The 25,291-nt window shown below is 59.6% G+C and carries 23 protein-coding genes; 12 read left to right on the forward strand and 11 right to left on the reverse strand.

From position 1 onward, the window contains the following. Window positions 1-119 precede the first annotated feature (119 nt). From rapA to ABEA08_RS12045, 3 genes are all read left to right on the forward strand, one after another. Window positions 120-3,014, forward strand: coding sequence for an RNA polymerase-associated protein RapA (gene rapA, locus ABEA08_RS12035; protein WP_345335563.1), 2,895 nt, complete (start codon window positions 120-122; stop codon window positions 3,012-3,014). A 116-nt stretch (window positions 3,015-3,130) separates the two neighbouring features. After that, a complete protein-coding gene (locus ABEA08_RS12040; RefSeq protein WP_345335564.1) occupies window positions 3,131-3,913 on the forward strand; it encodes a carboxypeptidase-like regulatory domain-containing protein in 783 nt (260 codons plus the stop codon). Between the two features lie 173 nt (window positions 3,914-4,086). Then, window positions 4,087-5,082, forward strand: a complete 996-nt coding sequence (locus tag ABEA08_RS12045; protein WP_345335565.1) for a cytochrome-c peroxidase — start codon at window positions 4,087-4,089, stop codon at window positions 5,080-5,082. Window positions 5,083-5,137: 55 nt separating this feature from the next. Here the strand turns inward: ABEA08_RS12045 and ABEA08_RS12050 are convergent, their stop codons facing one another. Beyond that, a complete protein-coding gene (locus tag ABEA08_RS12050; protein WP_345335566.1) occupies window positions 5,138-5,749 on the reverse strand; it encodes a hypothetical protein in 612 nt (203 codons plus the stop codon). A gap of 310 nt (window positions 5,750-6,059) precedes the next feature. On the opposite strand from ABEA08_RS12050, the gene mgtE reads away from it, so the two are divergent. Further along, window positions 6,060-7,409, forward strand: coding sequence for a magnesium transporter (gene mgtE, locus ABEA08_RS12055; protein WP_345335567.1), 1,350 nt, complete (start codon window positions 6,060-6,062; stop codon window positions 7,407-7,409). Window positions 7,410-7,479: 70 nt separating this feature from the next. On the opposite strand, the gene ABEA08_RS12060 is transcribed toward mgtE, so the two are convergent. The 5 genes from ABEA08_RS12060 to ABEA08_RS12080 all read right to left on the reverse strand — a co-directional run bounded on the left by ABEA08_RS12060 (window position 7,480) and on the right by ABEA08_RS12080 (window position 12,016). Next, window positions 7,480-7,875 (reverse strand): glycine zipper family protein, encoded by a 396-nt coding sequence (locus tag ABEA08_RS12060; RefSeq protein WP_345335568.1) that lies wholly within the window; start codon window positions 7,873-7,875, stop codon window positions 7,480-7,482. Window positions 7,876-8,028: 153 nt separating this feature from the next. Beyond that, window positions 8,029-9,984, reverse strand: a complete 1,956-nt coding sequence (locus ABEA08_RS12065) for an exoribonuclease II (protein WP_345335569.1) — start codon at window positions 9,982-9,984, stop codon at window positions 8,029-8,031. Window positions 9,985-10,105: 121 nt separating this feature from the next. Continuing rightward, window positions 10,106-10,300 carry a hypothetical protein gene (locus ABEA08_RS12070; RefSeq protein WP_345335570.1) on the reverse strand — a complete coding sequence of 65 codons (195 nt, stop codon included), beginning with the start codon at window positions 10,298-10,300 and terminating at the stop codon, window positions 10,106-10,108. 286 nt (window positions 10,301-10,586) lie between these two features. After that, window positions 10,587-11,546, reverse strand: coding sequence for a D-2-hydroxyacid dehydrogenase (locus ABEA08_RS12075; protein WP_345335586.1), 960 nt, complete (start codon window positions 11,544-11,546; stop codon window positions 10,587-10,589). Between the two features lie 80 nt (window positions 11,547-11,626). Then, entirely contained in the window at window positions 11,627-12,016 is a 390-nt protein-coding gene (locus tag ABEA08_RS12080; protein ID WP_345335572.1) for a hypothetical protein, read from the reverse strand. A gap of 303 nt (window positions 12,017-12,319) precedes the next feature. On the opposite strand from ABEA08_RS12080, the gene ABEA08_RS12085 reads away from it, so the two are divergent. Next, window positions 12,320-12,880: a class I SAM-dependent methyltransferase gene (locus ABEA08_RS12085; protein ID WP_345335573.1), complete on the forward strand. Its 561-nt coding sequence runs from the start codon at window positions 12,320-12,322 to the stop codon at window positions 12,878-12,880. 50 nt (window positions 12,881-12,930) lie between these two features. Here the strand turns inward: ABEA08_RS12085 and ABEA08_RS12090 are convergent, their stop codons facing one another. The 4 genes from ABEA08_RS12090 to ABEA08_RS12105 are packed head-to-tail and all read right to left on the reverse strand — an operon-like array spanning window position 12,931 to window position 15,963. Next, window positions 12,931-13,566 (reverse strand): outer membrane beta-barrel protein, encoded by a 636-nt coding sequence (locus ABEA08_RS12090; RefSeq protein ID WP_345335574.1) that lies wholly within the window; start codon window positions 13,564-13,566, stop codon window positions 12,931-12,933. A gap of 9 nt (window positions 13,567-13,575) precedes the next feature. Then, on the reverse strand, window positions 13,576-14,304 hold the full coding sequence (gene djlA, locus ABEA08_RS12095; RefSeq protein WP_345335575.1) for a co-chaperone DjlA: 729 nt from the start codon (window positions 14,302-14,304) through the stop codon (window positions 13,576-13,578). Next, window positions 14,288-14,962, reverse strand: coding sequence for an N-acetylmuramate alpha-1-phosphate uridylyltransferase MurU (murU, locus tag ABEA08_RS12100; RefSeq protein ID WP_345335576.1), 675 nt, complete (start codon window positions 14,960-14,962; stop codon window positions 14,288-14,290). The genes djlA and murU overlap by 17 nt, the downstream gene beginning before the upstream one ends. After that, window positions 14,959-15,963, reverse strand: a complete 1,005-nt coding sequence (locus ABEA08_RS12105) for an aminoglycoside phosphotransferase family protein (protein ID WP_345335577.1) — start codon at window positions 15,961-15,963, stop codon at window positions 14,959-14,961. Before ABEA08_RS12105 ends, murU begins: the two co-directional genes overlap by 4 nt. A 158-nt stretch (window positions 15,964-16,121) precedes the next feature. Between ABEA08_RS12105 and lptD the strand changes: the two genes are divergently transcribed. The 7 genes from lptD to ABEA08_RS12140 all read left to right on the forward strand — a co-directional run bounded on the left by lptD (window position 16,122) and on the right by ABEA08_RS12140 (window position 24,937). Beyond that, complete coding sequence (gene lptD / locus ABEA08_RS12110) at window positions 16,122-18,419, forward strand: LPS assembly protein LptD (protein WP_345335578.1); 2,298 nt, start codon at window positions 16,122-16,124, stop codon at window positions 18,417-18,419. Window positions 18,420-18,496: 77 nt separating this feature from the next. Next, complete coding sequence (gene surA, locus ABEA08_RS12115) at window positions 18,497-19,783, forward strand: peptidylprolyl isomerase SurA (RefSeq protein ID WP_345335579.1); 1,287 nt, start codon at window positions 18,497-18,499, stop codon at window positions 19,781-19,783. After that, window positions 19,780-20,766, forward strand: a complete 987-nt coding sequence (gene pdxA, locus ABEA08_RS12120; RefSeq protein WP_345335580.1) for a 4-hydroxythreonine-4-phosphate dehydrogenase PdxA — start codon at window positions 19,780-19,782, stop codon at window positions 20,764-20,766. Before surA ends, pdxA begins: the two co-directional genes overlap by 4 nt. Further along, complete coding sequence (gene rsmA, locus ABEA08_RS12125; protein ID WP_345335581.1) at window positions 20,763-21,572, forward strand: 16S rRNA (adenine(1518)-N(6)/adenine(1519)-N(6))-dimethyltransferase RsmA; 810 nt, start codon at window positions 20,763-20,765, stop codon at window positions 21,570-21,572. Before pdxA ends, rsmA begins: the two co-directional genes overlap by 4 nt. 41 nt (window positions 21,573-21,613) lie before the next feature. Continuing rightward, window positions 21,614-21,988, forward strand: coding sequence for a Co2+/Mg2+ efflux protein ApaG (gene apaG, locus ABEA08_RS12130; RefSeq protein ID WP_345335582.1), 375 nt, complete (start codon window positions 21,614-21,616; stop codon window positions 21,986-21,988). A 6-nt stretch (window positions 21,989-21,994) separates the two neighbouring features. Continuing rightward, window positions 21,995-22,822 (forward strand): symmetrical bis(5'-nucleosyl)-tetraphosphatase, encoded by an 828-nt coding sequence (locus tag ABEA08_RS12135; RefSeq protein ID WP_345335583.1) that lies wholly within the window; start codon window positions 21,995-21,997, stop codon window positions 22,820-22,822. 87 nt (window positions 22,823-22,909) lie between these two features. Then, window positions 22,910-24,937 (forward strand): methyl-accepting chemotaxis protein, encoded by a 2,028-nt coding sequence (locus ABEA08_RS12140; RefSeq protein WP_345335584.1) that lies wholly within the window; start codon window positions 22,910-22,912, stop codon window positions 24,935-24,937. A 61-nt stretch (window positions 24,938-24,998) separates the two neighbouring features. Here the strand turns inward: ABEA08_RS12140 and ABEA08_RS12145 are convergent, their stop codons facing one another. Further along, on the reverse strand, window positions 24,999-25,178 hold the full coding sequence (locus ABEA08_RS12145) for a hypothetical protein (RefSeq protein ID WP_345335585.1): 180 nt from the start codon (window positions 25,176-25,178) through the stop codon (window positions 24,999-25,001). Between the last annotated feature and the right edge of the window lie 113 nt (window positions 25,179-25,291).

Below are 25,291 nucleotides of genomic sequence, written 5' to 3' on the forward strand. Positions count from 1 at the left end.
GGTAGGCTTTGACCAGACCTAAAACAGACCGAAACCTATGGGTGTCCGCGGCCATAAGTTAGTGTAATATACGCGCCTTTTTCCGCCCCACCCGCTTCACTTCAGGAGTCGTGCATTCTATGTCCTTTGCTTTGGGTCAACGCTGGATCAGCGATACCGAGTCCGATCTCGGCCTAGGTACCGTGGTCGCACTGGAAGGCCGTATGGTCACCGTGCTGTTCCCCGCCACCGGCGACAACCGTTTATTCTCTATCCAGGAAGCCCCGCTGACCCGGGTGATCTTCAACAAGGGCGATGAGATCACCGCCGCCGAAGGCTGGAAACTGACGGTCACCGACATCGAAGAAAACAACGGCTTGGTGACCTACTTTGGCACCCACAGCGAAGACGGCCAAGAGGCCTTCATTCGCGAAACCATGCTGGATCATCAGATCCGCTTCAATAAGCCGCAGGACCGCCTGTTCGCCGGTCAGATCGACCGGATGGAATACTTCGTCACCCGTTACCTGTGCCAGCAACAGCGCCACGCCATGCAGCAAAACCCGCTGCGCGCCCTGCAGGGGCCGCGCGCCGGCCTGATCCCGCATCAGCTCTATATCGCCAATGAAGTGGGCAGCCGTCATGCCCCGCGCGTACTGCTGGCCGACGAAGTGGGTCTGGGGAAAACCATTGAGGCCGGCCACATCATTCACCAGCAACTGCTGTCCGGCCGCGCCGAGCGGGTGCTGATCCTGGTGCCAGAAACCCTGCAGCACCAGTGGCTGGTCGAGATGCTGCGCCGCTTTAACCTGCGCTTCTCCCTGTTTGATGAAGAGCGCTGCATCGAAGCACTGGCCGACTGCGATAACCCGTTTGAAACCGAACAGCTGGTGATCTGCTCGCTCGACTTGCTGCGCAAGAAGCGCCGCTTCGATCAGGCCGTGGATGCGCCGTGGGATCTGCTGATCGTCGACGAAGCCCACCACCTGGAGTGGAGCGAAGACAAGCCCTCCCGCGCCTATCAGGTGGTCGAATCCCTGGCCGAAGAGGTGCCGGGTGTGCTGCTGCTGACCGCCACGCCGGATCAGCTCGGTCACCAGAGTCACTTTGCCCGCTTGCGCCTGCTGGATCCGGATCGCTTCTACGACTACGACGCCTTCCTCAAAGAGGAGCAGGACTACCAGGCCGTGGCCAATGCCGCCGAATCCCTGCTGGAGCAGCATGCCCTGTCCGATAGCGAGATCGCCGCACTGACCGCGCTGCTGTCCGAGCAAGATATCCGCGAGCAGCTCAAGGCGATCCAAGCCGGCGATGACGCCGCCCGCGACAAGCTGCTGCGCGAACTGCTCGACCGCCACGGCACCGGCCGTATGCTGTTCCGTAACACCCGCGCGGGCGTAACCGGCTTTACCGAGCGCAAACTCAACCGCCACCCGGTTGAGCTACCCAAGCAGTACGCCACCGCCATCAAGGTCAACAACATGTTCAGCACCGGCGTGGTGCCGGCCGCGACCCGGGTGATCAACAACCTCTACCCGGAAAAGCTGTATCAACAGTTTGAAGGCGAAGCCGGCAGCGGCAGCTGGTGGCAGTTTGATCCGCGCATCGATTGGCTTATGGCCTTCCTCAAAGACAACCGCAGCAAGAAGGTGCTGGTGATCGCCTCTCAGGCCGCCACCGCCCTGCAGTTAGAGGAAGCGCTGCGCACCCGCGAAGGGATCGCCGCCAGCGTCTTCCACGAAGGCATGTCCATTCTGGAGCGCGATAAAGCCGCCGCCTATTTTGCCCAAACCGAGGGCGGCGCTCAGGTACTGATCTGCTCCGAGATCGGCTCCGAGGGCCGTAACTTCCAGTTCGCCCACGATCTGGTGATGTTCGATCTGCCGCAAAACCCGGATCTGCTCGAGCAGCGGATCGGCCGACTGGATCGGATCGGTCAGACCGAAACCGTACAAATTCACGTGCCCTACATCGACAACAGCGCGCAGCAGCATCTGTTGGACTGGTTCGACAAGGGCATGGACGCGTTTGAGCACAACTGCCATGGCGGCCACCTGCTGCACAATGAGTTCGGCGAAGCGGTGATCGACGTCCTGGCTGGCGAGGTCGATGAACTGCCCGCGCTGATCGAAAACACCGCCGCTCGCGCCGCCGAGCACAAGGCAGCAATGGAAGCGGGCCGGGACCGTCTATTGGAGATCAACTCCAACGGTGGCAAGGCCGCACAAGCGCTGGTGGAGAAGATCGAAGCCGCCGACGACAACACCGATTTCATCAGCTTTATGCTCAAGCTGTGGGATGTGATCGGCGTGCATCAGGACGATCGCGGCGAAAACGCCGTGGTGCTGCGCCCGACCGAACACATGCTGTACCCCAGCTACCCGGGCTTGCCGGACGATGGCGTTTCGGTCACCTTTGATCGTGACACCGCCCTGTCCCGGGATGACTTCCAGTTCGTCACCCCGGCTCACCCCTTGGTGGCCGCCGGGATCGATCTGATCACCAGCTCGGAAACCGGCTGCACCGGCGTCTCCCTGCTCAAGAACAAGGCACTGCCTGCCGGCACCCTGTTCCTGGAGATGATCTACGTCGCCGAGGCCATCGCCCCGGCCGAAGTTCAGTTGGGCCGCTTCCTGCCGCCGACCCCGATCCGTCTGTTGATGGACAAGTCGGGCAAGGATCTGGGACAAAACATCGACTTTGATTCCTTCAACCGTCAATTGGTGCCCATCAACCGCCACACCGGCTCCAAGCTGGTGTCCGCCTCACAAACGGTACTGCATCCGCTGATCGCCGCCGCCGAAGCACAGGTCAAGCCGCTGCTGGCCGCGTTGGTAACCGAGGCAGAGCAGAAGATGGAGTCGGAGCTGGGCAGCGAGCTGGAGCGTCTCAAGCTGCTGAAAACGGTTAACCCCAATATTCGGGATGCGGAGCTGGATGCACTCAGCGATCAGATCAACATGGCCCGCGCCCACCTGGCCCGCGCCCAGATCCAGCTAGATGCCATCCGCCTGATCGTAGTGACGCCGGAGTAACCCCGAAAAAGCATAACGACAAACCCCGCTTTTGCGGGGTTTTTTGTACGATATCAATGCATAACCCGCCTTAGTCCAATCATAATGAGCCCCTCATTCCATGACAGGACGTCACCATGGCTCACCCAGCCCCCCTTTGCACGCTAGCGCTGCTCTGCGCCATCGCCGCCCCACTGTTCGCCCATGACACCATCACGGTTTCCGGCCGTGTAACCGATCGCGCCGGTCAGCCGGTGCCGCGCTGCGATGTGATCTTCAACCCCAGCGCCTTCATCGGTGACGATTCGCTTTACTTCAAATGCGATCAGCAGGGCCGCTATCGGGCCGAGATCCCCGTCGGCCACTACAATTCGCTCTACGCCATCGATCTGCCGGAATACGGCAAAACCCAGTTGGAGTTTTGGGGCTGGAACCTGCAGCTCGATAAGGACGAGGTGATCGATCTCGCGTTTGATACCATCGAGGTCTACTCCCTGGCCGTGTGGGCCTCAAATGGCGGTGCACGCTCAGTCTTTGCCGCCTTTCGGCCCATGCACCTGGCCAGTGCCCTCGCCCCAAACGTCTACCGAAAGCAGATCGAGGGACAGGATCTGGCGATCTTCGATATCACCCCGCAACTGAGCGCCGAGGGGATCCAGGCCAGCATCGATGGCCAGCCGGTTCGGCTGCAAAGCTTTTTCTGGAGCTATGAAGAGACTGGGGCATGTGGTGAGCACGCCACAGCCGGGATCGATCCTGACGAGCCATGCCATATGCCGATGATCATCGCCCAGTTTGAACGGCCCAAGCTGGACGCCGGCAAACACCAGCTGCGGATCCGGCTGACCGACAGCACCACCGGCGAGATCGGCGAAGGGCTGACCCATTTTGTCAGCAATGCGGTGGGATTGGGGTTTTAGCGCTCGACACTGAGCAATGACCGTCATTCGCACTGCTCCAAACCCGCCCCATGCCAAGGGGTTAGATCACAATAAATGCATCTGGCTGACCGATGGACTCCATCTTAACAATCGGTTTTATAACGAACTTCTATCTCACTACCCTGCTGCCAACCTTGTAGAGAGATGAACCGATGAAAACCACCTTAATTGCCATCACCGTTGCTGCCGCGTTTGGCGCCTCCGCGCTCTGCGCCCTAGCGGCTGAGCCGATCCAGATCATTGAGCCCGCCGTGATCACCGAGCCCGCCAAAGTGGAGCTGGGTAAAAAACTGTTCTTCGAGCCGCGTCTGTCCAAGTCCGGTTTCCTGTCCTGCAACAGCTGCCACAACCTGAGCCTGGGCGGGGTCGATGCCATCCCAACCTCCATTGGCCATGACTGGCAGGAGGGGCCGATCAACGCCCCGACCGTGTTGAACGCCAAGTACATGCTGGCACAGTTCTGGGACGGCCGCGCCGCCGATCTTCAAGAGCAAGCCGCCGGCCCGATCGAAAATCCCAAAGAGATGGCGATGGAGCATCACATTGCGCTAAAAGTGCTGGAGTCCATTCCTCAGTATCAGGCGGAGTTTAAAGCGATCTATGGCGAGCAGGGGATCAGCCTGTCGACGGTGACCGACGCCATCGCCGTATTCGAGGAAACCCTGGTGACGCCCAACAGCCGGTTTGATCAGTATCTGGCTGGCGACCATGACGCCCTCTCAGCCGAAGAAAAAGCAGGCTATGCCCTATTTAAAGCCAACGCCTGCAGCGCCTGCCACAACGGTCCGGCGGTGGGGGGCACCAGCTACCAGAAGATGGGATTGGTGCAGCCGTTTGTCACTGACAACCCGGCGCAGGGCCGCATCGATGTCACCGGCAAGGAGAGCGATCGTAACGTCTTTAAGGTCCCAACCCTGCGCAACATCGAGCTGACCTACCCCTACTTCCATGACGGCAGCGTGTGGGATCTGACCGAGGCGGTCAAGGTGATGCAGCAGGTGCAACTCGGTCTGCCGCTGAGTGACGAGGAGGCCGGCAAGATCGCCGCGTTCTTGAAAACCCTGACTGGAGAACAGCCGCAGATCACCCTGCCGATCCTGCCGCCGTCCACCGCCGAAACACCGCGCCCACAGCCATTTGGCCAATAAGCGATGGTGTGACAACCACCCAAGCCTTGCCATTGAACATGGCGGGGCCTTGGCGTTACTTCGCCGCCACCAAATAGCGCTGTAGCTGCTGCCAGATGGCGCCATCCCGCTGCTGTGGCGAGGCGGCGCCATACATCAAGGCCCGCTCGCCCCGTTCAACCGGGCTCAGCTCCAGATACAAACGCTGCGGCTTGCCGGTAATAAAGGGTTCGATCCAATCCAGTTGGGCTTGGTAGCCCCCAAGCATGGGGGTCAGCTCCAAGATCACCTGCTCGGGCAGACACTGAGAGTCGTTATCTTGTGCGACGGTACGACACAGGCCCCGGTAATATTGCAGCAATAACTGCTCCACTTTCTCAGCGGTCAGCCGGTCGCTGCTTTCCAGCTCAAACACAAACAAATAACTGAAGAAGTCCTCTGCTTCGGCGTCATACATGCCCGGCGCAAAGCGCAGCTCTTCGACACCGGAGAAGCTCATCTGAGGCGCAAACTCGGGGGGCAGCAAGATCCGCTCGCCGCGCCAATGCGCCGGTTGGGTTAATAGCTCCAAGGTGACGGCCTGTGCCTTGGGCGGATCCACCGCCTCACCCCCTTCCCCAACGGCGGCGAAGACACCAGTCCCAAGCAGAGAGAAAAAGATCCCCGACAGCCATTTGTTCATCTTCATAGCGTCTATCCTTTGACTATCCCGCTTATTGATATGCTTGAAATTACGCCAAAAAGCAAAAAAAAACCGCACTCACCAAGTACCTAGCAACGGATCAGCGGAAAACTCAAACAGGACTTGCTTAGCCAGACGCAAGCGCCTAAGATCGCGGCGGAAAATCTTCTAGGAAACCCTTTATGGACCCCGTTCCCAGTCCCAGGTGGGATTTAAAAAACATAACTAATCAAACAAATAGCTTGGTTAGCAGAGTCCATAACGCCTAGGGATCGCCCCCCTGTGCTGCTCTGCTATCCGTTAACGGAGGTGGAGTATGCAAAAAGCGCAACTTTTTGCCACCCTGAGCGAGTCTCTCGCTGCCAATGATAAGCGCGCTATCCGCGCCGAATTAGATCAAATGCACGCTGCTGACTTTGCGTTAGCGGTGGGCGAATTCAATGCCCCTTTAGCGGCCAAGCTGCTGGATCTGCTGTCCCTGCCGGATCACGCCGAGGTGTTTGCGTATCTGGATCACCAACTCCAGGCCGACATCGCCGCCACCATGCCACGCAATCAGCTGGCTGCGCTGTTCTCACAGATGGAATCCGATGAACGGGCCGATCTGTATAACCAGCTCAGTAAAGAGCAGCAGCAAGCCCTGCTGCCCGGCCTGGCCCAAGCTGAGCGGGAAGACGTGCGCAAGCTGGCGAGCTACCCGGAGAAAACCGCCGGGGCGATGATGAGCTCGGACTACGCCACGCTGCGTAGCCACTGGACCGTGCGCAAGGCCATCCAACGCCTGCGACTGGAAGCGCCCGATAAAGAAACCATCTATCAGACCTACGTCATCGATGGCGATCGTCACCTGGTCGGCACCATCTCACTGCGTGAGTTGATCCTGTCCAATCCGGAAGCCCTGATCGCCGACATCATGCTGACCGAGGTGGTGTTTGTCGAAGTGGCAGAGGATCAGGAAGATGTGTCGGAAAAGATCCGCCACTATGATCTGCTGGCCCTGCCGGTACTGGATACCGCCGAGCGCCTGGTCGGGATCGTCACCTACGATGACGCCATGGATGCGGTGGTGGAAGAAGCCACCGAAGATGCACAAAAAGCCGGTTCGGTAGCCGCGCTGGAAACCACCATGGACCGCGTCAGCTCCTGGGAGCTGTACCGCAAACGGGTTGGCTGGCTGGTCCTGCTGGTGTTTGGCGCCCTGCTCTCCGGCGCCGGCATTGCCCACTTCGAAGAGATCATCGAATCCAACGTCGCTCTGGTGTTCTTTATGCCGTTGCTGGTCGGCAGTGGCGGTAACGCCGGCTCCCAGTCCGCCGCCCTAATGGTGCGGGCACTGGCCACCGGTGAAGTCGAGATGAAGGACTGGGTCAAGGTATTGGGCCGCGAGGTGTTTGTCGCCGGTGCGCTGGGACTGACCATGGCCTTCGCCGTCTTCGGCCTCGGCTTGTTCCGTGGCGGCCCGGAGATCGCGCTGACCGTCGCGCTGGCGATGATCTGCGTGGTCTTGGCCGGCTCTCTGATCGGCCTGTGTCTGCCGTTTATTTTATCGCGCATCAACCTGGATCCGGCCACCGCCTCCGGTCCGCTGGTGACCACCATTGTCGATGCCACCGGTGTGGTGATCTACCTTGGCTTTGCCGCGATGATCCTGGATATCGCGGTCTAGCTCCCAAGCCCGCCCAGCATAAACAAAAAAGCGAAGCCCACAGGCTTCGCTTTTTTGATCATCTCAGCGCCTAATCCTTCAGATCGTAAACTCGGTAGCCGCGCTCAGCCAGACAACGGCGCAGCACCAGTGCTTGCTGTGACGTGGCCTCCCCCGCGCCCCCAGCGGCGCCAAACAGGGAGCCGAACAGACCACCGGCGACCGCACCGACCACCGCGCCCTCCACGCCCTCTTCTAAACCGCCCACCACCGCGCCACCGGCGGCGCCAGCCGCCCCGGCATTGATGGCGCCAACCTTGGCCGCTTCGCCCTTATCGACGGACTCGGCAAAATGCTGGCAGCGGGCATAATCGTGCTGGTACTGCGCCATATCGACGCCATCGAGATCCACCACCGGCTTCTGGTTGTAGGCACAACCGGACAGGGCTGCGGCGGTGATCAGCAGCAGGACAGAAGGTTTCAACATCAGACGCTCCAACGTATTTTCAGACCAAGCGCCACAAATGAGCGCAATTCAATGGCGCGCACTGTACGTAAACCCCACCGTATTTGCACAAAAAAAGGCCGCGAAATGCGGCCTTATTCATCATTTATTCAGCGCAATCGGCCATGACTGGGCTTAGGCGCCCAGCAAGCTCACCGGCTTGGCCAGCACACTGCGCTGATCCACATCCACCTCAGCGATGGTGACCGACAATGCATCCGCCACCTTCAACACCAGCTCACCGTCGTACTGCGCAGTACCGCTGTCCCCAGACAATGCCAGCTTCTTCTTATCGACGCTGACGGTACTGGCCGGAATAAAGGCCACGGCCCCATTCTCCAGCAGACGCACCCGCACACCGCCACGGTTGATGTCGATCACCTCGGCGGCGAATTCGCGCTCGCTGTTGGACTCACTTTTGAGGAAACGGGCGTAAAGCCAGTCGCCGACATGGCGTTCACACATGCGGTGCAATTTGCGCAGTTGCGCCAGTTGCGCCAACAAGGCCTCATCCAAAGGCTGCGTAGGCTCGGTGCCGCTGATCATCGCTTTGAGCAATCGGTGATTGACCATATCCGAGTATTTCCGGATCGGCGAAGTCCAGGTGGCATAGCCCTGCAGGCCCATGCCGTAGTGGGCTTTAGGCTCACCAGCCATTTCGGCAAAACACTGCATCCGGCGCACGCGGGCGTCCAGATAACCGGTCTCCTGCTTGTCCAGATCCCGGCGCAGCTCGCAATAGCCTTCCAGGGTCGCCAAACGCTCGGCGTCGTAATTGAGGCCGTGCTCGGCCAACATCTCCACCACCAGGGCGATCCGCTCCGGATCCAGCCCCGCATGGCTGTTGAATACGCCCTGTTGCAGAGTCGCGCCTAAGCGCTCACCACAGGCCGCGTTAGCCAGGATCATGCACTCTTCCACAATGCGGTTACCGGTGCGGCGCTGATCCACATGGATCGCCAACACATTGCCCATGTCATCCACTTCGAAGCGATAATCTGGGCGATCAGGGAACACCAGGGCATGATCGTGACGCCACTGGGTCCGGGCGTTGGCCAGCGCATGCAGCGCATCCACCTGCTCGGCGATCGCATCCGACTCCGGCACCCAGGCACCCTCAACCCCTTCGAGACGATCGGACACCTTGTCGTAGGCCAGTTTGCCTTGGGAGCGAATGGTGCCGAGGAAGAATTGGGCTGCGCCACGTTGCGCACCGTCGGCATCGATCTCGATGCGAGCACAGAGTGCCGGACGGTCTTCCCCTTCCACCAAAGAGCACAACTCATCCGCCAGCTGACGTGGCAGCATCGGCACGTTATAACCCGGCAGGTACTGGGTATAGCAACGCTTCAGCGCCTCGTTGTCCACTTCGTCACCCGGCTGCACATAGGCGGTCGGATCGGCGATCGCCACCGTCAGCGCCCAACCCAGATCGGTGCTCTCAACGTACAGCGCATCGTCCATGTCCTTAGTGGACTCAGCATCGATGGTGACAAACGGCAAGGCGGTCAGATCCCGTCGCTCAACCGCTTCATCCAGCTGCCAGTTGGCCGGATCCGCCGGCTCAACCTTGGCCAGATCGTGCTTGGCCAGGATCACCCACCATGGCACGTGAGGATCATCGCTCTTCGCCACCAGCTCAGAGATCTCAGCCAGGAAGCTGTTATCGTCCGGGCGCAGCGGATGTCGCTTCAGGTGGGCCACCACATAATCGCCATCCTCAAGCGCCGCCTCGTCCACCGACTTCTTGCAGCGGGCTCGCATGGCGTCTTTCATCATCGGATGATCGGGCACCAGGTTAAGCCGCCCCTTGAACCGCTTAACCCGAGCAATAAAGCGCTCCAGTGCAGGCTCCAGCAAGGTTTCCGGCTCGGCCGAGGTCTTGTCATTTTCGGTGCGCAATACCGCGCTGATCCGATCCCCGTGGACCACCTTCTTCATCATCGGCGGTGGCACAAAGTGGCTGTCGCCCTTATCGGTTTCGACAAAGCCGAAGCCTCGACCGGTGGCTTTAATGGTGCCTTCTACCGTAGGCAGGGTTTCGCGGATCTGCGCTTTCAATTGCTGCAGCAGCGGGTTGTCTTGAAACATCCGGAATGTACCGTCTCTTGCTGGCGTAAACAGACACTGGCCGCCACGAGGGCGGCCAGAAAAACGGCAATTGTACGGGATCTGCGATCAGAGGCCAATAACCATCACGCGGCCCTGCCGCTCAAACGGCGGGATAGCCCTCGAGATCGGGGGTATTGTAAAGGAAAAACAGATAGAGCCAGCCGAGCGGTGGCAACAAGGACAACAGGGCGGCAAACAACGTCCCGAGCAATGGGTACGCCAATTTTCGAAAGCAGTAATAACTGCACAGCACCAAGGTTAACAGCACCAAACTCATGTAGATCGTTACAATCATACGCGACTACTCCTTGTTTTTATTGAATTGATCCGCGCACAGCCACCATACAAAAAAAAGCAGACCAGCTCGGTTCGACCTTGGTCTAATGGCTAGGATAACCCCGTGCCGTCAGGGCGCCCCCTCCCGGCCTCGAGCTACAAGGCGTAACTGCCAGCCCGGGTAAGCCCCAGTCGCTGCGCGGCCCGAACGGCGTGGCTCAAGGCTGCCCTCCACAGCCAGAAACGCCAACCGGCGCAACGTGCGTCAGCCAATAGAAAAAGAGCAGCCTCTTGGCTGCCCTTGTTTATCCGTTGACTTGATTGCGGCATTCGCCTCGACAGAACCCCTGCAGGTTCGCCACCGCGATGTTCAGCAGATTCTGCCGTGCCTCTATGGTGGCCCATGAATTGTGCGGTGAAATGGAGCAATTAGGCGCCGTCAGCAACGGATTATCCCGCTTGGGCGGCTCGCTCGACAACACATCCAAGCCCGCCCCGGCGATCACGCCGTCACGCAGCGCCGCGGCCAGATCGGCCTCCTGCACCAAGCCACCGCGCGCCGTGTTGAGCAAGATCGCGGTGGGTTTCATGGTCGCCAGCAGCGCCGCGTTGACAAATTCGGTGTTGGCCGGGCTCTGCGGGCAATGCAGACTGACCACATCCGCTTCGGCAAACAACTGCGCCAGGCTAACCCAGCGATCGCCCGCGGGCAGATCGGTGCGTTCGGTGCGGGTGTGCACCAGCACCGACATGCCAAAGCCCCGCGCCATGCGGGCCGATGCCTGGGCAATGGCGCCATAGCCCACCACACCAAAACGCTTGCCTGCCAAGGCCGACAGTGGTGCATTCCAGAAACAAAAGTTGGGGCTGTCACACCATTGTCCGGCCTTCACCGCCGCATCATGTTGGGCCAACTTGCTGGTGTGGTGCAACAGGTGGGCAAACGCCATCTGGGCCACCGACTCCGGGCCATAACCGGGCACATTGGTCACCACGATCCCCCGCTCCGCCGCCGCGTCGATGTCCACCACATTGACCCCGGTCGCCAACACGCCGACGTAACGCAACTGCGGCAGCTGTTGCAGCAAAGTCCGATCGAGCACCACTTTATTGGTCAAGAGGATCTCCGCCTGCGCGGCACGCTCGAGCACCTGCTCCGGGGTCGTTCGCGGATACACCGTCAAGGATCCGAGCGCCGCCAGCGGCGCCCAATCCAGATCCCCTGGGTTTAAGGTTTCACCGTCCAAGACCACAATGGAACGCATGGGATTGGGTTGCACTTCGAGCACTGCCACAGCCTGTTTATCCTCTTTATGTCACAACGTCTCGCCGCTCAACGGCGCGTTTAGAACCAGATCCGCAGACCCAGCGCGTAATTCATATCGAAATCGCCCGCATCGCCAAACATCACCGTCGGCGTCGCCTCGCCGAACAACTCGACGATCCCGGCACGTGCCGACAAGCCAACCTTACCACGCACCCCGATCGGTGCATTGCTGTTGTCGGACACCTGACCGCCCAGGCCGAAGTACATATTCGGAAACTCACGGGTGGTAAAGCGACGATCCAGCGACACCTCAAATTGATCCACCGCCACGCCAATATCCCAGCGATTGACGCCGATGCTGACCCCTTCCTGGCTTCCAAGTTGGTAACCAATGCCAAGATCGGCCTTGGCCACCGCCGGGATCAGCAACATCATCAACAGGGTAATCGCGGCAACTGCTTGTTTCATTCTTTTCTCCACAACAAAAAGCCCGTCACACAGAGTGATGGGCGAACACTACCTAAAGACAAAACGGTTGAAGCAGGCAGAAACTGAACCCTTTGGTCGGATCGACCGTCGTTGGCCTGCACAAACATCGATGCGCGAAGCCGGAGTCAGCGGCGCAAAACGCCTGCGACGATCGAACCCTTTTGCCATCCCCTGCGTAGACAGCAGGGATGAATCAAACTCAGCCAGTGTAAACAAGCGACCGGGCCAACAACAGCGGCGATAGGAGAGAGTGTGAAATTAAACCGGATAGAGTGGTGGGCAATGAATAATCCAGTACGGGGCTGGTGGCAGCAACGTGTTGAGGTACCAAGATTGCTGGCACTGGGCGGGCGCTGCGACGGCGCAACGGCACTGGAGATCGGCGGCGGCCAAGGCCTGGGCGCGCAGTTGATCCAACAAAAGTTCGGTGCCGATCAGGTACTGAGTATCGATCTGGATATGACCATGTGCCGGCGCGCCCTGCGACGCACTGCATCGCAGGGCCAGCGCCACATCGCCCAAGCTGACTGCACCCAGTTGCCACTCGCCGATGCCCAGTTCGATGCTTTATTCGACTTTGGCGTGTTGCACCATGTCCCTAATTGGCAGAGCGCAGCGGCCGAGATCACCCGAGTAGCTCGTACTGGCGCCCAGCTCTACACCATGGAGATGTATCGCGATTTTATTCAACACCCCATCTGGAAGCGCGTCCTAACACACCCGCAAACCAACCGCTTCGATCATCAAGAGTTCATTGCCTGCTGGCAACAGTTGGGCTGGCGCCTGACCGGTCAACATAGGTTGACCCAAGGCATGGGATGGTCAACCTTTGTCAAAACCTAACGCCGTAGCCAGCCCACTTCGGTTCATAAAAGCCAAGCAACTCACGCGGCTTAGAAACGGATCATCAGCCCGGCGTTGGCTTGGCTTTGCAGCATCGCTTTCCCCTCAACCCGTAAGTGACAGCCATCGGTCTCACTGCCATTGCACACCAATGCGCTGGAGTTATCCATCATGGTGGCGTAGCCGCGAATATCGGCGTAAACCGCCAGGTTGCGCCACAGCAGGTAGCGTGCACCGATCCCACCTCCCAACGAAAAGCGGGTTTCGGCGGAGAAGTCGGCGTCCGGCACCAGACGGGTCACCCCGACACTGGCGGTGACATAGGGCTCAAACTTGCCCCGTGGGAAGAACAGCGATCCGCCCAGATGATAGTAATCGACGTCCAGGTTGACGCCGGTGCTAGCGCCAAAGTCCCCCTCTTTAAACTGAGTGCTCTGCCGATTCATCATCAGGTACACATTGCCGGGATCATGGGTTTCGATCCCCAGCATCAAGCCATAGCTGGCATCATCAAGCGGCTTTAGCGTGCCCAGATCCTGACGGTCTTCCTCGGGCTGTCGCTCGGTGACATCCAGCTCCCCGCCCGCGTTATAGCCGGCCATGGGGGCAATGAAGTAGGTGCGCTCCGCTAGGGCGGGCGCGCTGACACTCAGTGCCAACAAGGTCGTGCATAGAAAGCGTTTCATCATCGATCCTTATGATCTTTCCGCCCGGAGTCGTTCCCAGGCGGATTGTATGTCCTGACTCTTTTGTTGTGCCACGCTGGCCATCTCCGGCGGCAATCCCTGACTGGCCAGCTTGTCCGGGTGGTGCTGCGCCATCAGCTTACGATACGCCCGCTTGATGGTGGCCAGATCGTCCGTCTCATTCACCCCGAGGATCTGACAGGCATCGCCCCGGGTCATGCCCTGACTGCGTCCATGTCGTTCACCCTTGAGCATGGCGATCAGCCGATCCAGCTCAGCCTCTGAAAAGCCCAACTCGGCACAAATGGTGCTCAGCAGGGCGCGCTCACGCGGATCCAGCACGCCGTCCGCCAGCGCCGCCTGCAATTGGATCTCCACAAACATGCGCGCCAGATCACGGCGAAAGCGCAAACCGGCGTTCAGTTGCCTTAGCCGCTGACTCAACGGGTAATCCGTCGATTTACCGTCCCGGTACGCTTGCTGGGCCGCTTTACGCGCCGCCCCGCGCAGTCCGATCTGATCCATCAGCCGCGACGCCAAGGCGATGTCCTGCTCCGTCACCCGCCCGGTACTTTTGGCCATGTGGCCCATGACCGCAAAGGTGGTATGGAAAAACGGATTAGGACCCCGGCGCCGATCAAACAAGCGGTGCCCCAGGTAGGCCCCCAACAGGGCACCGAACCATTTCCCCAATAAAAAGCCGATCCCGGCACCGATCAGCTTACCCCAGATCTTCATTCAGTCGACGCTCCAGTGCCGTTAATCGTTCGGGTGTGCCCACGTCACACCAGTAGGTTTTGATCTGCTCACCGCTGATCCGTCCTTGTGCCATCGCGGCGCGCAGCAATGGCGCCAGCCCAAACCGGCCGGGTGCGCAATCGGCGAACAGCTCGGGGCGCAACAGGGCGCATCCGGCGTAAGTCAGCCGCGGCTCCCCCTCATCGACAACCCGTCCGGCCTCGAGGTGAAAGTCGCCGGCCAGGTTATGGGAGGGATTCGCCACCAACAACAGGTGGGCCAGATCCCCCGGCGCCAACGCGGGCAACGCCGCCCAATCGTGCGGGCAGTACACATCGCCGTTGATCAGCAGAAATGGCGCCTCGCCCAACAGGGGCAGGGCCTTGAGGATCCCACCGCCGGTCTCCAGCGCACTGTCGCCCTCATCGCTGTAGTGCAGCGTCATCCCCCAACGGGCGCCGTCCCCTAGGACGGCGGGGAGCTGCGCGCCGAGCCAAGCATGGTTGATCACCACGTCACGTACGCCCAATCGCGCCAACGCCTCGAGGTGGTACTCGATCAGCGGCTTGCCCCGAACCGGCAACAATGGTTTTGGGGTGTGATCGGTCAGCGGTCGCATCCGCTCCCCCCGCCCTGCGGCCAAGATCATCGCCTTCATCGTACCGCCTCCAAACGTGGCAGTACCGCACTCGCCAGGAACGTCGCCAAGGCCGATGTTTCCGGATAGCGCGCCCCAATGGTAATGATGTAGTTCAACACCCGCGGCAGATCGGCCAAGTAAGCGGAGCGGCCATCTCGGTGGTGCAGTCGGGCGAAGATCCCCGCCGCCTTGAGGTGGCGCTGGATCCCCATCAGATCGAACCACCGCTGAAATTGCGCCAAAGTCACACTGTCCGCCAGCACGCCGGCCTGCTTGAGCGCCGCGACATGTTGTGCCAGTAAGCGCTCGATCTCGGCCTCAGGCAACACCAGATAACAGTCGCGCAGCAGGGAGACCGCGTCATAGCTGATCGGGCCGCGCAGGGCGCCCTGATAGTCGATCAGGGCCACCGCTCCCTCAACCACCATAAGGTTGCGGCTGTGATAGTCACGGTGGATCCCGCACTGCGGTTGACTCAGCGCATTGTCGATCAGCGCTTCGGCGGCCGCAGGCCACAGGGCCTGCCACTGTGCGTTATCCAGAGCATCCAGGTGCTGCCCCAACAACCACTCAGGAAACAACGCCAACTCCCGCTCCAGTAAGGCCCGATCGTACCGGGGCAGCGGCCCTTGCGCCGTGCTTTGCACCTGGGCGATCTGCGGCAGCAGGGCCAGCGCCTTGCCATACCACGCAGCCGGTTGCGCCGAGGTAAACTCATGATAGATATGCCGATCGCCCAGATCCTGCAGCGCCATAAAGCCCAGCTCGAGATCCTGCGCCAAGATAGCCGGCACCGGTAGGCCCGCCGCGGCATACGCCTCGGTCACCGCAATAAATGGACGGCAATCCTCCTGCTCAGGGGGCGCATCCATGGCGATCTCACTGTGTCGCCCTCGCTGATAGCGAAAATAACGACGAAAACTGGCATCGGCAAAGATCGCCTCCGGCTCGCTGCATTGCGCCCCGCGCTGAGCCAGCAGCCAGTCGGTCAATTGCTGTTGGCGGACATCCTTTGACATGGCCTCTCCGAATGGTCGAATGAACAATTTTGCTTTATCATACCAAGGTTTTGCTGCCCAAATTGAACCGTCTCCGGTCATTGTGGGTCTGAGCGTTTAATCGCGGATCGAGCCGGTCTGCGCAGATCCACCACTTGTGTTAACGATTTAGGGACATAATGCGCTTTCCCCTTGCCATTGCGATATGCTGTGCGCCGATCACCGGCTGGTCCCAAACTCAGGACGAACAGCCCGTCACCACCGAGCAGCACTGTGTGGTTCGCCTGCCCAGCGAGTCCCGCAGCGACGCCGATCTGTCTTCTCGGGATGACACCGATCCGACCATCCACGTTTCTGCCGACAGCAGCGAAGCCACAGCCGGTCAGGCCGCCCGTTTTCAAGGCAATGTCAATCTTATCCAGGGATTGCGCGAGATCCAGACCGAGCGGGCCGAAGTCAGCCAGGAAACCGGCACCTTTTCCGCCGACGGCGGCCTGATCTACCAAGATCCGGCCGTGATGATCAAAGCGCAATCGCTCACCGCCGACATCGACGACAATCAGGCCGAATTGACCCAAGCCCAATACTGGCTCAATGGCCAGCAGGTACACGGCAAGGCAGAAAAGCTGCAGATCCTCGGTGAAGACAGCATGCTGCTGGAGGGCGCGACCTTCACCACCTGCCCTCAGGACGATCCGGACTGGCTGCTGCAAGCCAAAACCATCACCATCGATGCCGAAGAGGAGTGGGGCGAGATCTGGCATGCCAAGGTCAAGATCTTCGATGTGCCGGTGTTTTATGTGCCCTACATGACGGTTCCGGTCTCGGATAAACGCAAGACCGGTTTCCTGATCCCGGATTTCAGTACCAGCTCGAAAAACGGCGTCGATGTCTCCGTCCCGTTTTACTGGAACATTGCCCCCAACTTCGATGCCACACTGACCACCCAGATGATGAGCTCACGCGGCTTATTCCTCAAAGGGGAATCCCGTTACCTGCAACCTTGGGGCGAGGGCAAGATCAATCTGGAGTACATGGGCAATGACCGTCTACTGGAGGACAACAGCGATCGTTACATGCTCCACTTTGAGCATGGCGGCAAGCTGACCGATCACTGGCGCCTGTACGGTAATTTCACCACCGTCAGTGATGACAACTACTTCAGCGACTTCAAGTCCTCGGTTCAAGCGTCCACCGACAACCAGATCAGCCGGGAGGGCGAGGCGTCCTACTTCACCGACTTCTGGAATGCCTCGATCAAGGTGCAGGACATCGAGGTACTGGGCGACACCAAGAAGCCGTTTCAGGTGATGCCGGCACTGAGCCTCAACTACTATCAGCCTGGCCTCTACGGACCGGTGGATTTCCACTTCAATACCGAGCTGACCCGTTTTTCCCATCAGGAAAGCAGTCAGATCAACGCCACCCGCTGGCATGTTGAGCCGACGCTGACCCTGCCCTACCAGATCCCAGCAGGCAGCCTCACCACTGAGTTAAAGCTGATGCAAACCTGGTACGAGCAGGACGATCCCACCGGCCAGTACGACGACTTTGTCAGCCGAACCCTGCCGCAACTGCAGATCAACGGTAAGGTCAATTTCGAGCGAGATCTCACCTTCGCCGGCCAGCCGTTCCTGCAAACGCTCGAGCCTCAGATCCAATACCTGTATGTGCCTCATACCGATCAATCCGATATCGGTCTGTACGACACCGCCTTGTTGCAGGAAGACTACTACGGCCTGTTTCGTGATCGTCGCTACTCGGGCTTGGATCGGATCTCCGATGCCAATCAGCTGACCGTGGGCCTCTCCACCCGCTACCTCGACAGCATCAACCGCGAGCGCGCGCAGCTGGCGATCGGCCAGATCTTCTATTTCGACGACCCCAAGATCAGCCTTGATGGCAATGAGGAGATCCCGGAGCGTCAATCCAACTCGGCCCTCGCAGCCGAGCTGCAATTGCGCGCCTCCGAGCGTTGGTTCCTGCGGGGCGGTGTTCAGTACGACACCAATGCTGGCTCCACCAATCGCAGCGAGGTGTTGCTTGACTACCGCGCCAATGACGACAACCTGGTGCAGCTGTCTCATCGCTATGTTCCAGCGTTGGGAACGGACATCGATGGCCAAAGTATCGACATCAGCCAAGCGGGGATCCGAACCTCCTGGGCCCTGACCGACAAGACCTACTTTGTCGGCAACTGGTATTACGATATGAACCTTAACCGTTCGGTTGAGTCCTATGCAGGGATCCAGTACGAATCCTGCTGCTGGGCAATACGACTGGCGTATCATCGCCACCTGAACACCAACTACGACGATCAGGACTTCACGACCATCAGTCCAAATAACGAGTTTGACAGCGGTCTGTCACTCAAATTTGTACTGAAAGGGCTGGGCTCGACGGGCCCACTGGGCGTCCGTGACATGCTCAATGAAGGCCTGTTTAACTACCGCAAACCTTATTACCTGCGGAATTGATCACAACGACTGTGGTAGAGTGCAAGCACTCGGCCAGGGCGCATATGCCGCCGATTTTGCCAGGATGGATTGGATAAATGAAACTTCGTAACACACTGATTGGAATGCTATTTGCCCCAATGATGGCCAGCGCTGCACCTCAAGTGCTGGACCAGGTTGCGGTACTGGTCAACGACGGCATCGTACTGGAAAGCGAGGTCAACGAACGCGTCGGCTCGGTACAGCGCAGCGCCCTGCAATCGGGACAACAGCTTCCCTCAGATACCGCACTGCGCACTCAGGTCATGGAGCGCCTGATCATCGAAAGCCTGCAGCTGCAGATGGCCGAACGCATGGGCCTGGTGATCAGCGACATCCAGTTGGACCAAACCCTGGAGAACATGGCCGGCGAGCAAGGCATGTCCGTCGCCGAGATGCGCGCCGCCATTGAAAGCGAAGGCGGCAACTTCGCGGCCTATCGTGAAGAGATCCGCAATGAGATCACCATCGGCCAAGTGCAACGCATTCAGGTGCAGCGCCGCGTGCAGATCAGCCCGCAGGAGATCGATACCCTGGTCGCCCTTATTCGCGAACAAGGCCTGGAAGGCGCGGAATTCCACGTCGGTCACATCCTGATCGACGGCAGCGAAGATGAAGACGCCGCCCGCGTTCGCGCCGACCGCGTCATGGTCATGCTCAATGACGGTGCCGACTTCCGTGAAACCGCGCTGGCCGCCTCGTCCGGCCCCAAAGCGCTGGAGGGCGGCGACTGGGGCTTTATGAACATCAACGAGATGCCCACCCTGTTCGCCGAAGTGATGGGCGACGCCAATAACGGTGACGTCATCGGCCCGATCAAAAGCGGCGCCGGCTACCATATCCTGACCGTGTTCGATACCCGCGGCGTTGAAGTGCAGGAAGTGGCTGAGATCAACTCCCGCCATATTTTGCTGACGCCGTCGCCGATCCTCAGCGAAGAGATGGCCAAACAGATGCTGGAAGAGTTCCTGCAGGACGTCAAAGCAGAGCAGGCCGACTTTGCCGAGCTGGCCAAACAGCACTCCGACGATCCGGGCTCTGCGGTTAAAGGCGGCGAGCTGGGCTGGGCCGATCCCAATATGTATGTGCCCGAGTTCCGTGACACCCTGCAAAGCCTTGAGATCAACGAATACTCCGCCCCCTTCCGCTCCAGCCACGGCTGGCACGTGGTGCAGCTGCTGGATCGACGCACCAGTGACGCCACCGAGAGCTTCAACACCGATCGCGCCTATCAACTGCTCTATCGCCGCAAATTTGGCGAGCAGGTCACGGCCTGGCAAGACGAGATGCGCGCCGGCGCCTACGTTGAAGTGATCGAGCGCAATCAGCGGGGCGGCCGTCGATGATCCCACGCATCGCCATTACACCGGGAGAGCCGGCCGGGGTCGGGCCGGATCTGACCATCGAGCTGGCCCAGCATGACTGGCCGGTGGAGTTGGTGATCTGCGCCGATCCCGATCTGCTGCAACAACGGGCCAAACAACTTGGACTGCCACTGAGCCTGCGCCCCTATCAGCCAGGCCAACCCGCCCAGGCCCAGGTGAAAGGCAGTTTAACCATCGCCCCCACGCCACTGGCTCAGCCCGTCATCGCCGGCGAGCTCAACGAAGCCAATAGCGCCTACGTAGTGGAAACCCTGCGCTTTGCCAGCGAGCACAATCTGGCAGGGGAATTCGATGCAGTAGTGACAGGGCCGGTCCATAAAGGGATAATTAACCAAGCCGGTGTGCCGTTTTCCGGTCATACCGAGTTCTTTGCCCAACAGGCGGGCTGTCAGGATGTGGTGATGATGCTGGCCACCGAGGGACTGCAAGTCGCCTTAGTGACCACCCACATCCCGCTGGCCTATGTCGCCAAGGCGATCACCGCCGAACGCCTCGACAAGGTGATCCGCATCCTGCATGCGGATCTGACCACCAAGTTTGGGTTGAAACACCCCAGGATCTTAGTTTGCGGCCTCAACCCCCATGCCGGGGAGGGAGGCCATCTGGGTCGGGAAGAGATCGAGATCATCGAGCCGACCTTAGATCAACTGCGTAACGAAGGAATGTTGCTGACCGGACCGCTGCCCGCGGACACCCTGTTTCAGGATAAATACCTGGCCAATGCCGATGCGGTATTGGCCATGTACCACGATCAGGGCCTTCCGGTGCTAAAATACAAAGGGTTTGGCAAGTCGTTAAATATCACGCTTGGTCTACCCTTTATCCGTACCTCAGTCGATCATGGCACCGCTTTGGATCTCGCTGGCACAGGCCAGGCCGATCCCGGCAGCTTCCATGTCGCCTTGAACAAAGCCATCGAGCTGGCGAGCAACCAACATTCATGAGTAATAATGTCCACTTGGGCCACCGCGCCCGGAAACGCTTTGGTCAGAACTTTCTGCACGATCACAACGTCATCGACGGTATCGTTGCGGCCATTGCCCCAGATAACGACCACGTGATGGTTGAGATCGGCCCAGGTCTTGGCGCACTGACCGAGCCCGTTGCCGATCAAATCGAACAACTCAACGTGGTTGAGCTGGATCGCGATCTGGCCGAGCGCCTGCGCCATCAGCCCGGCTGGGGGCGTAAGCTCACCATCCATGAAGGCGATGCCCTGAAGTTTGATTTCAATCAGCTGGCTGAGCCGGGCAAACAGATGAAAGTGTTCGGCAACCTGCCGTACAACATCTCCACGCCGCTGATGTTTCACCTGTTTGAAACCGTCGATAACATCCATTCCATGCACTTTATGCTGCAAAAGGAAGTGGTCAATCGTCTGTGTGCCGGACCCGGTCACAAGAACTACGGTCGCCTGACCGTCATGGCGCAGTACTATTGCCGCGTGATGCCGGTACTGGAAGTCGGCCCGGGTTGCTTTACGCCGCCGCCGAAAGTCGACTCTGCGGTCGTACGCCTGATGCCTTACGCGGAAAAACCGCACCCAGCGGATGAGCTGAAGGTACTAGAGCGCGTCGTCGCCACCGCCTTTACTATGCGCCGCAAAACCCTGCGTAATAACCTCAAGGGTGACTTGAACGACGAAGAGTTTGCGTCATTGGGGATCGATCCCGCCCTGCGTCCAGAGCGGATCAGCGTGGCCCAGTATGTCGCCATGGCCAACCTGATCAGCCGTCGTAAAGCGGGTTAATCGGCCCGGCTTGGTGCGGCACACAAGGAGTACTCGTTACGATGCTACCTGAACAACCGCTGCGCATTCACGTCGACTGCCATTATGTGCCGGAGCACTCCGATCCGGCACAGCATCAATACCTATTCCACTACACCATCACCCTGCGCAACATCACCGACAGTCCGCTCAAACTGGAGCGACGCCAGTGGCTGATCACCGACGGTGATGGTCAGCAAAGCCAGGTCGAAGGTCCCGGCGTGGTCGGCGAGACCCCGACGATCGCCCCGGGTGCCCAATACCGCTACACCAGCTCCGTGCTTTTGCCCACCCCGATCGGTACCATGCAAGGCTTCTACACACTCCGCTGTGGCAGCAAAGAGGTACGGGCCGTGATCGATCCCTTCACCTTACGTCAGCCCGGCGCCTTACATTAGAGAGCTATGGCTAAATATTTTGTTGGCGACATTCAGGGCTGCTATGCCGAGCTGGCCCGCCTGTTGGATGCCGTGCGGTTTGATCCAGCGAAAGACACCCTGTGGGGCTGTGGCGATCTGATCGCCCGTGGCCCCGGCTCCCTTAAGGTGTTGCGCCTGTTCCGAGAGCTTGGTCCAGCTGGCCGTACTGTGCTGGGCAACCACGATCTGCACCTGATGGCGGTCGCCGCCGGCCTCAAGCGCTCCAAACCCAAAGACCAGCTGCAAGCCCTGCTGGACGCCCCGGATCTGGCGGATCATATCCACTGGTTGCGCCAGCAACCCCTGCTCAAGCACTTCCGCAAACGCGCTGTCCTGCTCAGCCACGCCGGACTTCCGCCCCATTGGAGCCTGACGACCGCACTGCAACGCGCGCAGGCGGTTTCCGACACCCTCAAGCAGGATAACTACCTGCATTTCATCCGGCAGATGTACGGTGAAAAGCCGGACTGCGACACGCCCACGCTGAGCCCGCTTGAGCAGCAGATCTACACGGTCAACGCCCTCACCCGCATGCGCTTTTTGCATCCGGACGCGCGACTGGATTTCGCCTGTAAAACCGGCCCAGAGCACTCAATGGGCCTGGTTCCTTGGTTTCGCTATCCCGGCCACATCCTACTGCAGAGTCACCGCGTGGTGTTTGGCCACTGGGCCGCACTGGAAGGCCGATGCGACCACCCAAATGGTCGGGCATTGGATACCGGCTGCTGCTGGGGCGGCAGCCTGACCCTCTGGCGCATGAAAGACGAACAGTATTGGCACCAACCCCCCCTGACGGATATCGAGCCGAACTAGCCGTCAGCCCCGGAATCCCCTGTGTTTATTGTTATTTCTTGATAACATGACGGAAACAACAAGGACGCGCGGATTCAGGGAGTGGATATGAGGGCAACCATTGCACAGAGGATCATCGGTGGCTTTACGTTGGTAACGCTGCTTTTGATCGTGCTCGGCGGGACATCGCTACTGAGCATGGATACTGTCGGGGATCATACCCGCAGCTTCCAAAATTTTTCATTGCCGGCCAAGGATGGCGCCAATGCTCTTGAGCGCTTGCTGGATGCTGAGCAGTTAGCGCTGGTCAGCACCTACCACAGCGCAACCCAGAGCCAACATCAGCAACACACCGAGGCACTGCAAGAGCATCATCAACAAGCGCAGATCGTCGCAACACAGCTCAGCGAATTACTGGCGCAGCAACCGATCCCCAGCCAGCAATTGCAGCAGATCCAGACGCTGTATCAAACCTACTGGCAGCAGTCGCTTCTGCTGCAACAGGCCAAAGCCCGCGCATTGCAGCAACGCGATACACTGGTGATCGCGCTGGAGCAACTCGAGCAGCAGGTCGACGACACCAGCGCACTACTGATGGATGTGATGGATCTGGAGTACTCCGAACAGGTCAAAGAGCAGGCGTTAGCCAGCCACGCCAATCTGCTCGACACCAATATCAACGGCCTGTTTACCAGCACCCTTGAACTCCCCTCCCTAACCGAGCTCAGTGCCATCGAGACCCTGCAAGGCGAACTGGCCTATCTGCTCAGCAGCACCTCGTTACTGCAGCAGGAGATGGCGATCGTGGGGCAAGAGCAATCGGCTATCGACACCGAGACACTGAACCAACTGAGTACCCGTCTCGATAGCATCAGACAAAACTACGATGACGCCAGCGGCCTCCTGAACCAGCAGCGACAGGGGATCCAAGCCCAGCAGCAAGCCACCCAGTCCCTCACCACAGCCGAGCAAGAGTTAGCCCGCCTACGTCAAGCGCTCGACCAACTCAATGAGCAAGTGATCCAGATCAGCGAACAAGCCGAAGCACAGGCACTGGACGCCATAAACAGCGCCGCCACCCGCACCTGGCTACTGATCATTTTATCCCTGCTGATCGCCGTCACCGTCGCCTACCTGACCATCCGCGCCATCACCCGACCGCTCAAGCAGGTCAACAATGCTCTGGCAGTGCTGGCCAAAGGCGATCTCACCGAACAACTGCATTATCCGCACCGCGATGAGTTTGGTCGCCTGGTCAACAACATCAACAAGCTGGTGGCGAATCTGCGTAACCTGCTCCAGTCGATCGCCGATCGCTCCAACCAACTGGCCACCGCCGCGGAGGAAACCTCGGCGGTTACCGCCCAAACCACCTCTGGGATCCAGGAGCAACGCAATCAGGTTGAACAGGTGGCCAGCGCCACCAACGAGCTATCCGCCTCGGCTTCGCAAGTGGCCACCAACGCCAGCGACACCCTAGGGGAGATCAAGCTCGCCGACGAAGAAGCCCAGCGGATCCGTCAGCTTTCGGTCGAGAACGGCGAGGCGATCCAGTTGTTGGCACAAGAGGTCAAAAAAGCCGGTGAAGTGATCAACCAACTGCATGCGGACAGTGCCGCGATCGGTGGGATCCTGGATGTGATCCGAGGGATCGCCGAACAAACCAACCTACTGGCGCTCAATGCCGCCATCGAGGCCGCGCGGGCCGGCGAGCAGGGCCGCGGCTTTGCCGTCGTGGCCGACGAGGTGCGCTCACTGGCGTCCCGCACCCAGGCCTCCACCGCCGAGATCCAGCAGATGATCGAGGTGCTGCAACAAGGTGCACAACAGGCGGTTGGCGTGATGCAACAGGGACAACAGCAGGCCAGCGACAGCGTCGACAAAACCGATCAAGCCTCCGAGATGCTGGCCGCCATCGCCCAAGCAGTCGAGCGGGTGTATGGTGCCGGCGAGCAGATCTCTCGGGCGGCGCGTGAGCAGGATCAGGTGGCGCAGCAGATCTCTGACCGACTGGAGCAGATCGCCGGGATCTCCGCCGAGACCAGTGCCGGTGCGGTGCAGACCGCGACCTCAAGCCAGCAGGTGGCGCAGTTGGCCGAGGAACTGCAAAGCGAGGTACGTCGCTTTACCCTCTGAGTCCAACCCAAAGCAGCAAGGCGGCCCATGGGCCGCCTTGCTGCTTTGGGGATCGGGCCCCCTACTCGTCGTGGGCCCGATAGGATATTTCACTGGCGATGACCGACTCGGCGTGGCCATTGCCCTGTGCCCACTCCAGCACGGTTTTGCCATCGGGCTCCGGCGCGATCAATACCCGCTTCGGCACCTGCTTGGCGATAAAAAACCCCACATCCTCGGCACCATTTACGTAACTGTTCACCCGAGTGGACTTGACCTTAGATCATGAGGCCTTCTGGTATCGGATACGGACGTTGCTCGATACAGGCTCGAGTGATCTGTTGAAGCCACTCCAGTGGATTGAGTTTCAGCCGC

Source organism: Ferrimonas pelagia, assembly GCF_039543565.1.
Taxonomy (GTDB): Bacteria; Pseudomonadota; Gammaproteobacteria; order Enterobacterales; family Shewanellaceae; genus Ferrimonas; species Ferrimonas pelagia.

Excerpts from the sequence above, each read along its gene's own strand:
- ABEA08_RS12065 (WP_345335569.1), bottom strand. The coding sequence starts at position 9,984 with ATGTTTCAAGACAACCCGCTGCTGCAGCAATTGAAAGCGCAGATCCGC.
- rsmA (WP_345335581.1), top strand. The coding sequence starts at position 20,763 with ATGAGTAATAATGTCCACTTGGGCCACCGCGCCCGGAAACGCTTTGGT.
- djlA (WP_345335575.1), bottom strand. The coding sequence starts at position 14,304 with ATGAAGATCTGGGGTAAGCTGATCGGTGCCGGGATCGGCTTTTTATTG.
- ABEA08_RS12135 (WP_345335583.1), top strand. The coding sequence starts at position 21,995 with ATGGCTAAATATTTTGTTGGCGACATTCAGGGCTGCTATGCCGAGCTG.
- ABEA08_RS12070 (WP_345335570.1), bottom strand. The coding sequence starts at position 10,300 with ATGATTGTAACGATCTACATGAGTTTGGTGCTGTTAACCTTGGTGCTG.
- murU (WP_345335576.1), bottom strand. The coding sequence starts at position 14,962 with ATGAAGGCGATGATCTTGGCCGCAGGGCGGGGGGAGCGGATGCGACCG.
- ABEA08_RS12105 (WP_345335577.1), bottom strand. The coding sequence starts at position 15,963 with ATGTCAAAGGATGTCCGCCAACAGCAATTGACCGACTGGCTGCTGGCT.
- surA (WP_345335579.1), top strand. The coding sequence starts at position 18,497 with ATGAAACTTCGTAACACACTGATTGGAATGCTATTTGCCCCAATGATG.
- ABEA08_RS12050 (WP_345335566.1), bottom strand. The coding sequence starts at position 5,749 with ATGAAGATGAACAAATGGCTGTCGGGGATCTTTTTCTCTCTGCTTGGG.
- apaG (WP_345335582.1), top strand. The coding sequence starts at position 21,614 with ATGCTACCTGAACAACCGCTGCGCATTCACGTCGACTGCCATTATGTG.
- ABEA08_RS12040 (WP_345335564.1), top strand. The coding sequence starts at position 3,131 with ATGGCTCACCCAGCCCCCCTTTGCACGCTAGCGCTGCTCTGCGCCATC.
- rapA (WP_345335563.1), top strand. The coding sequence starts at position 120 with ATGTCCTTTGCTTTGGGTCAACGCTGGATCAGCGATACCGAGTCCGAT.
- ABEA08_RS12090 (WP_345335574.1), bottom strand. The coding sequence starts at position 13,566 with ATGAAACGCTTTCTATGCACGACCTTGTTGGCACTGAGTGTCAGCGCG.
- ABEA08_RS12045 (WP_345335565.1), top strand. The coding sequence starts at position 4,087 with ATGAAAACCACCTTAATTGCCATCACCGTTGCTGCCGCGTTTGGCGCC.
- pdxA (WP_345335580.1), top strand. The coding sequence starts at position 19,780 with ATGATCCCACGCATCGCCATTACACCGGGAGAGCCGGCCGGGGTCGGG.
- ABEA08_RS12060 (WP_345335568.1), bottom strand. The coding sequence starts at position 7,875 with ATGTTGAAACCTTCTGTCCTGCTGCTGATCACCGCCGCAGCCCTGTCC.
- mgtE (WP_345335567.1), top strand. The coding sequence starts at position 6,060 with ATGCAAAAAGCGCAACTTTTTGCCACCCTGAGCGAGTCTCTCGCTGCC.
- ABEA08_RS12075 (WP_345335586.1), bottom strand. The coding sequence starts at position 11,546 with ATGCGTTCCATTGTGGTCTTGGACGGTGAAACCTTAAACCCAGGGGAT.
- lptD (WP_345335578.1), top strand. The coding sequence starts at position 16,122 with ATGCGCTTTCCCCTTGCCATTGCGATATGCTGTGCGCCGATCACCGGC.
- ABEA08_RS12085 (WP_345335573.1), top strand. The coding sequence starts at position 12,320 with ATGAATAATCCAGTACGGGGCTGGTGGCAGCAACGTGTTGAGGTACCA.
- ABEA08_RS12140 (WP_345335584.1), top strand. The coding sequence starts at position 22,910 with ATGAGGGCAACCATTGCACAGAGGATCATCGGTGGCTTTACGTTGGTA.
- ABEA08_RS12080 (WP_345335572.1), bottom strand. The coding sequence starts at position 12,016 with ATGAAACAAGCAGTTGCCGCGATTACCCTGTTGATGATGTTGCTGATC.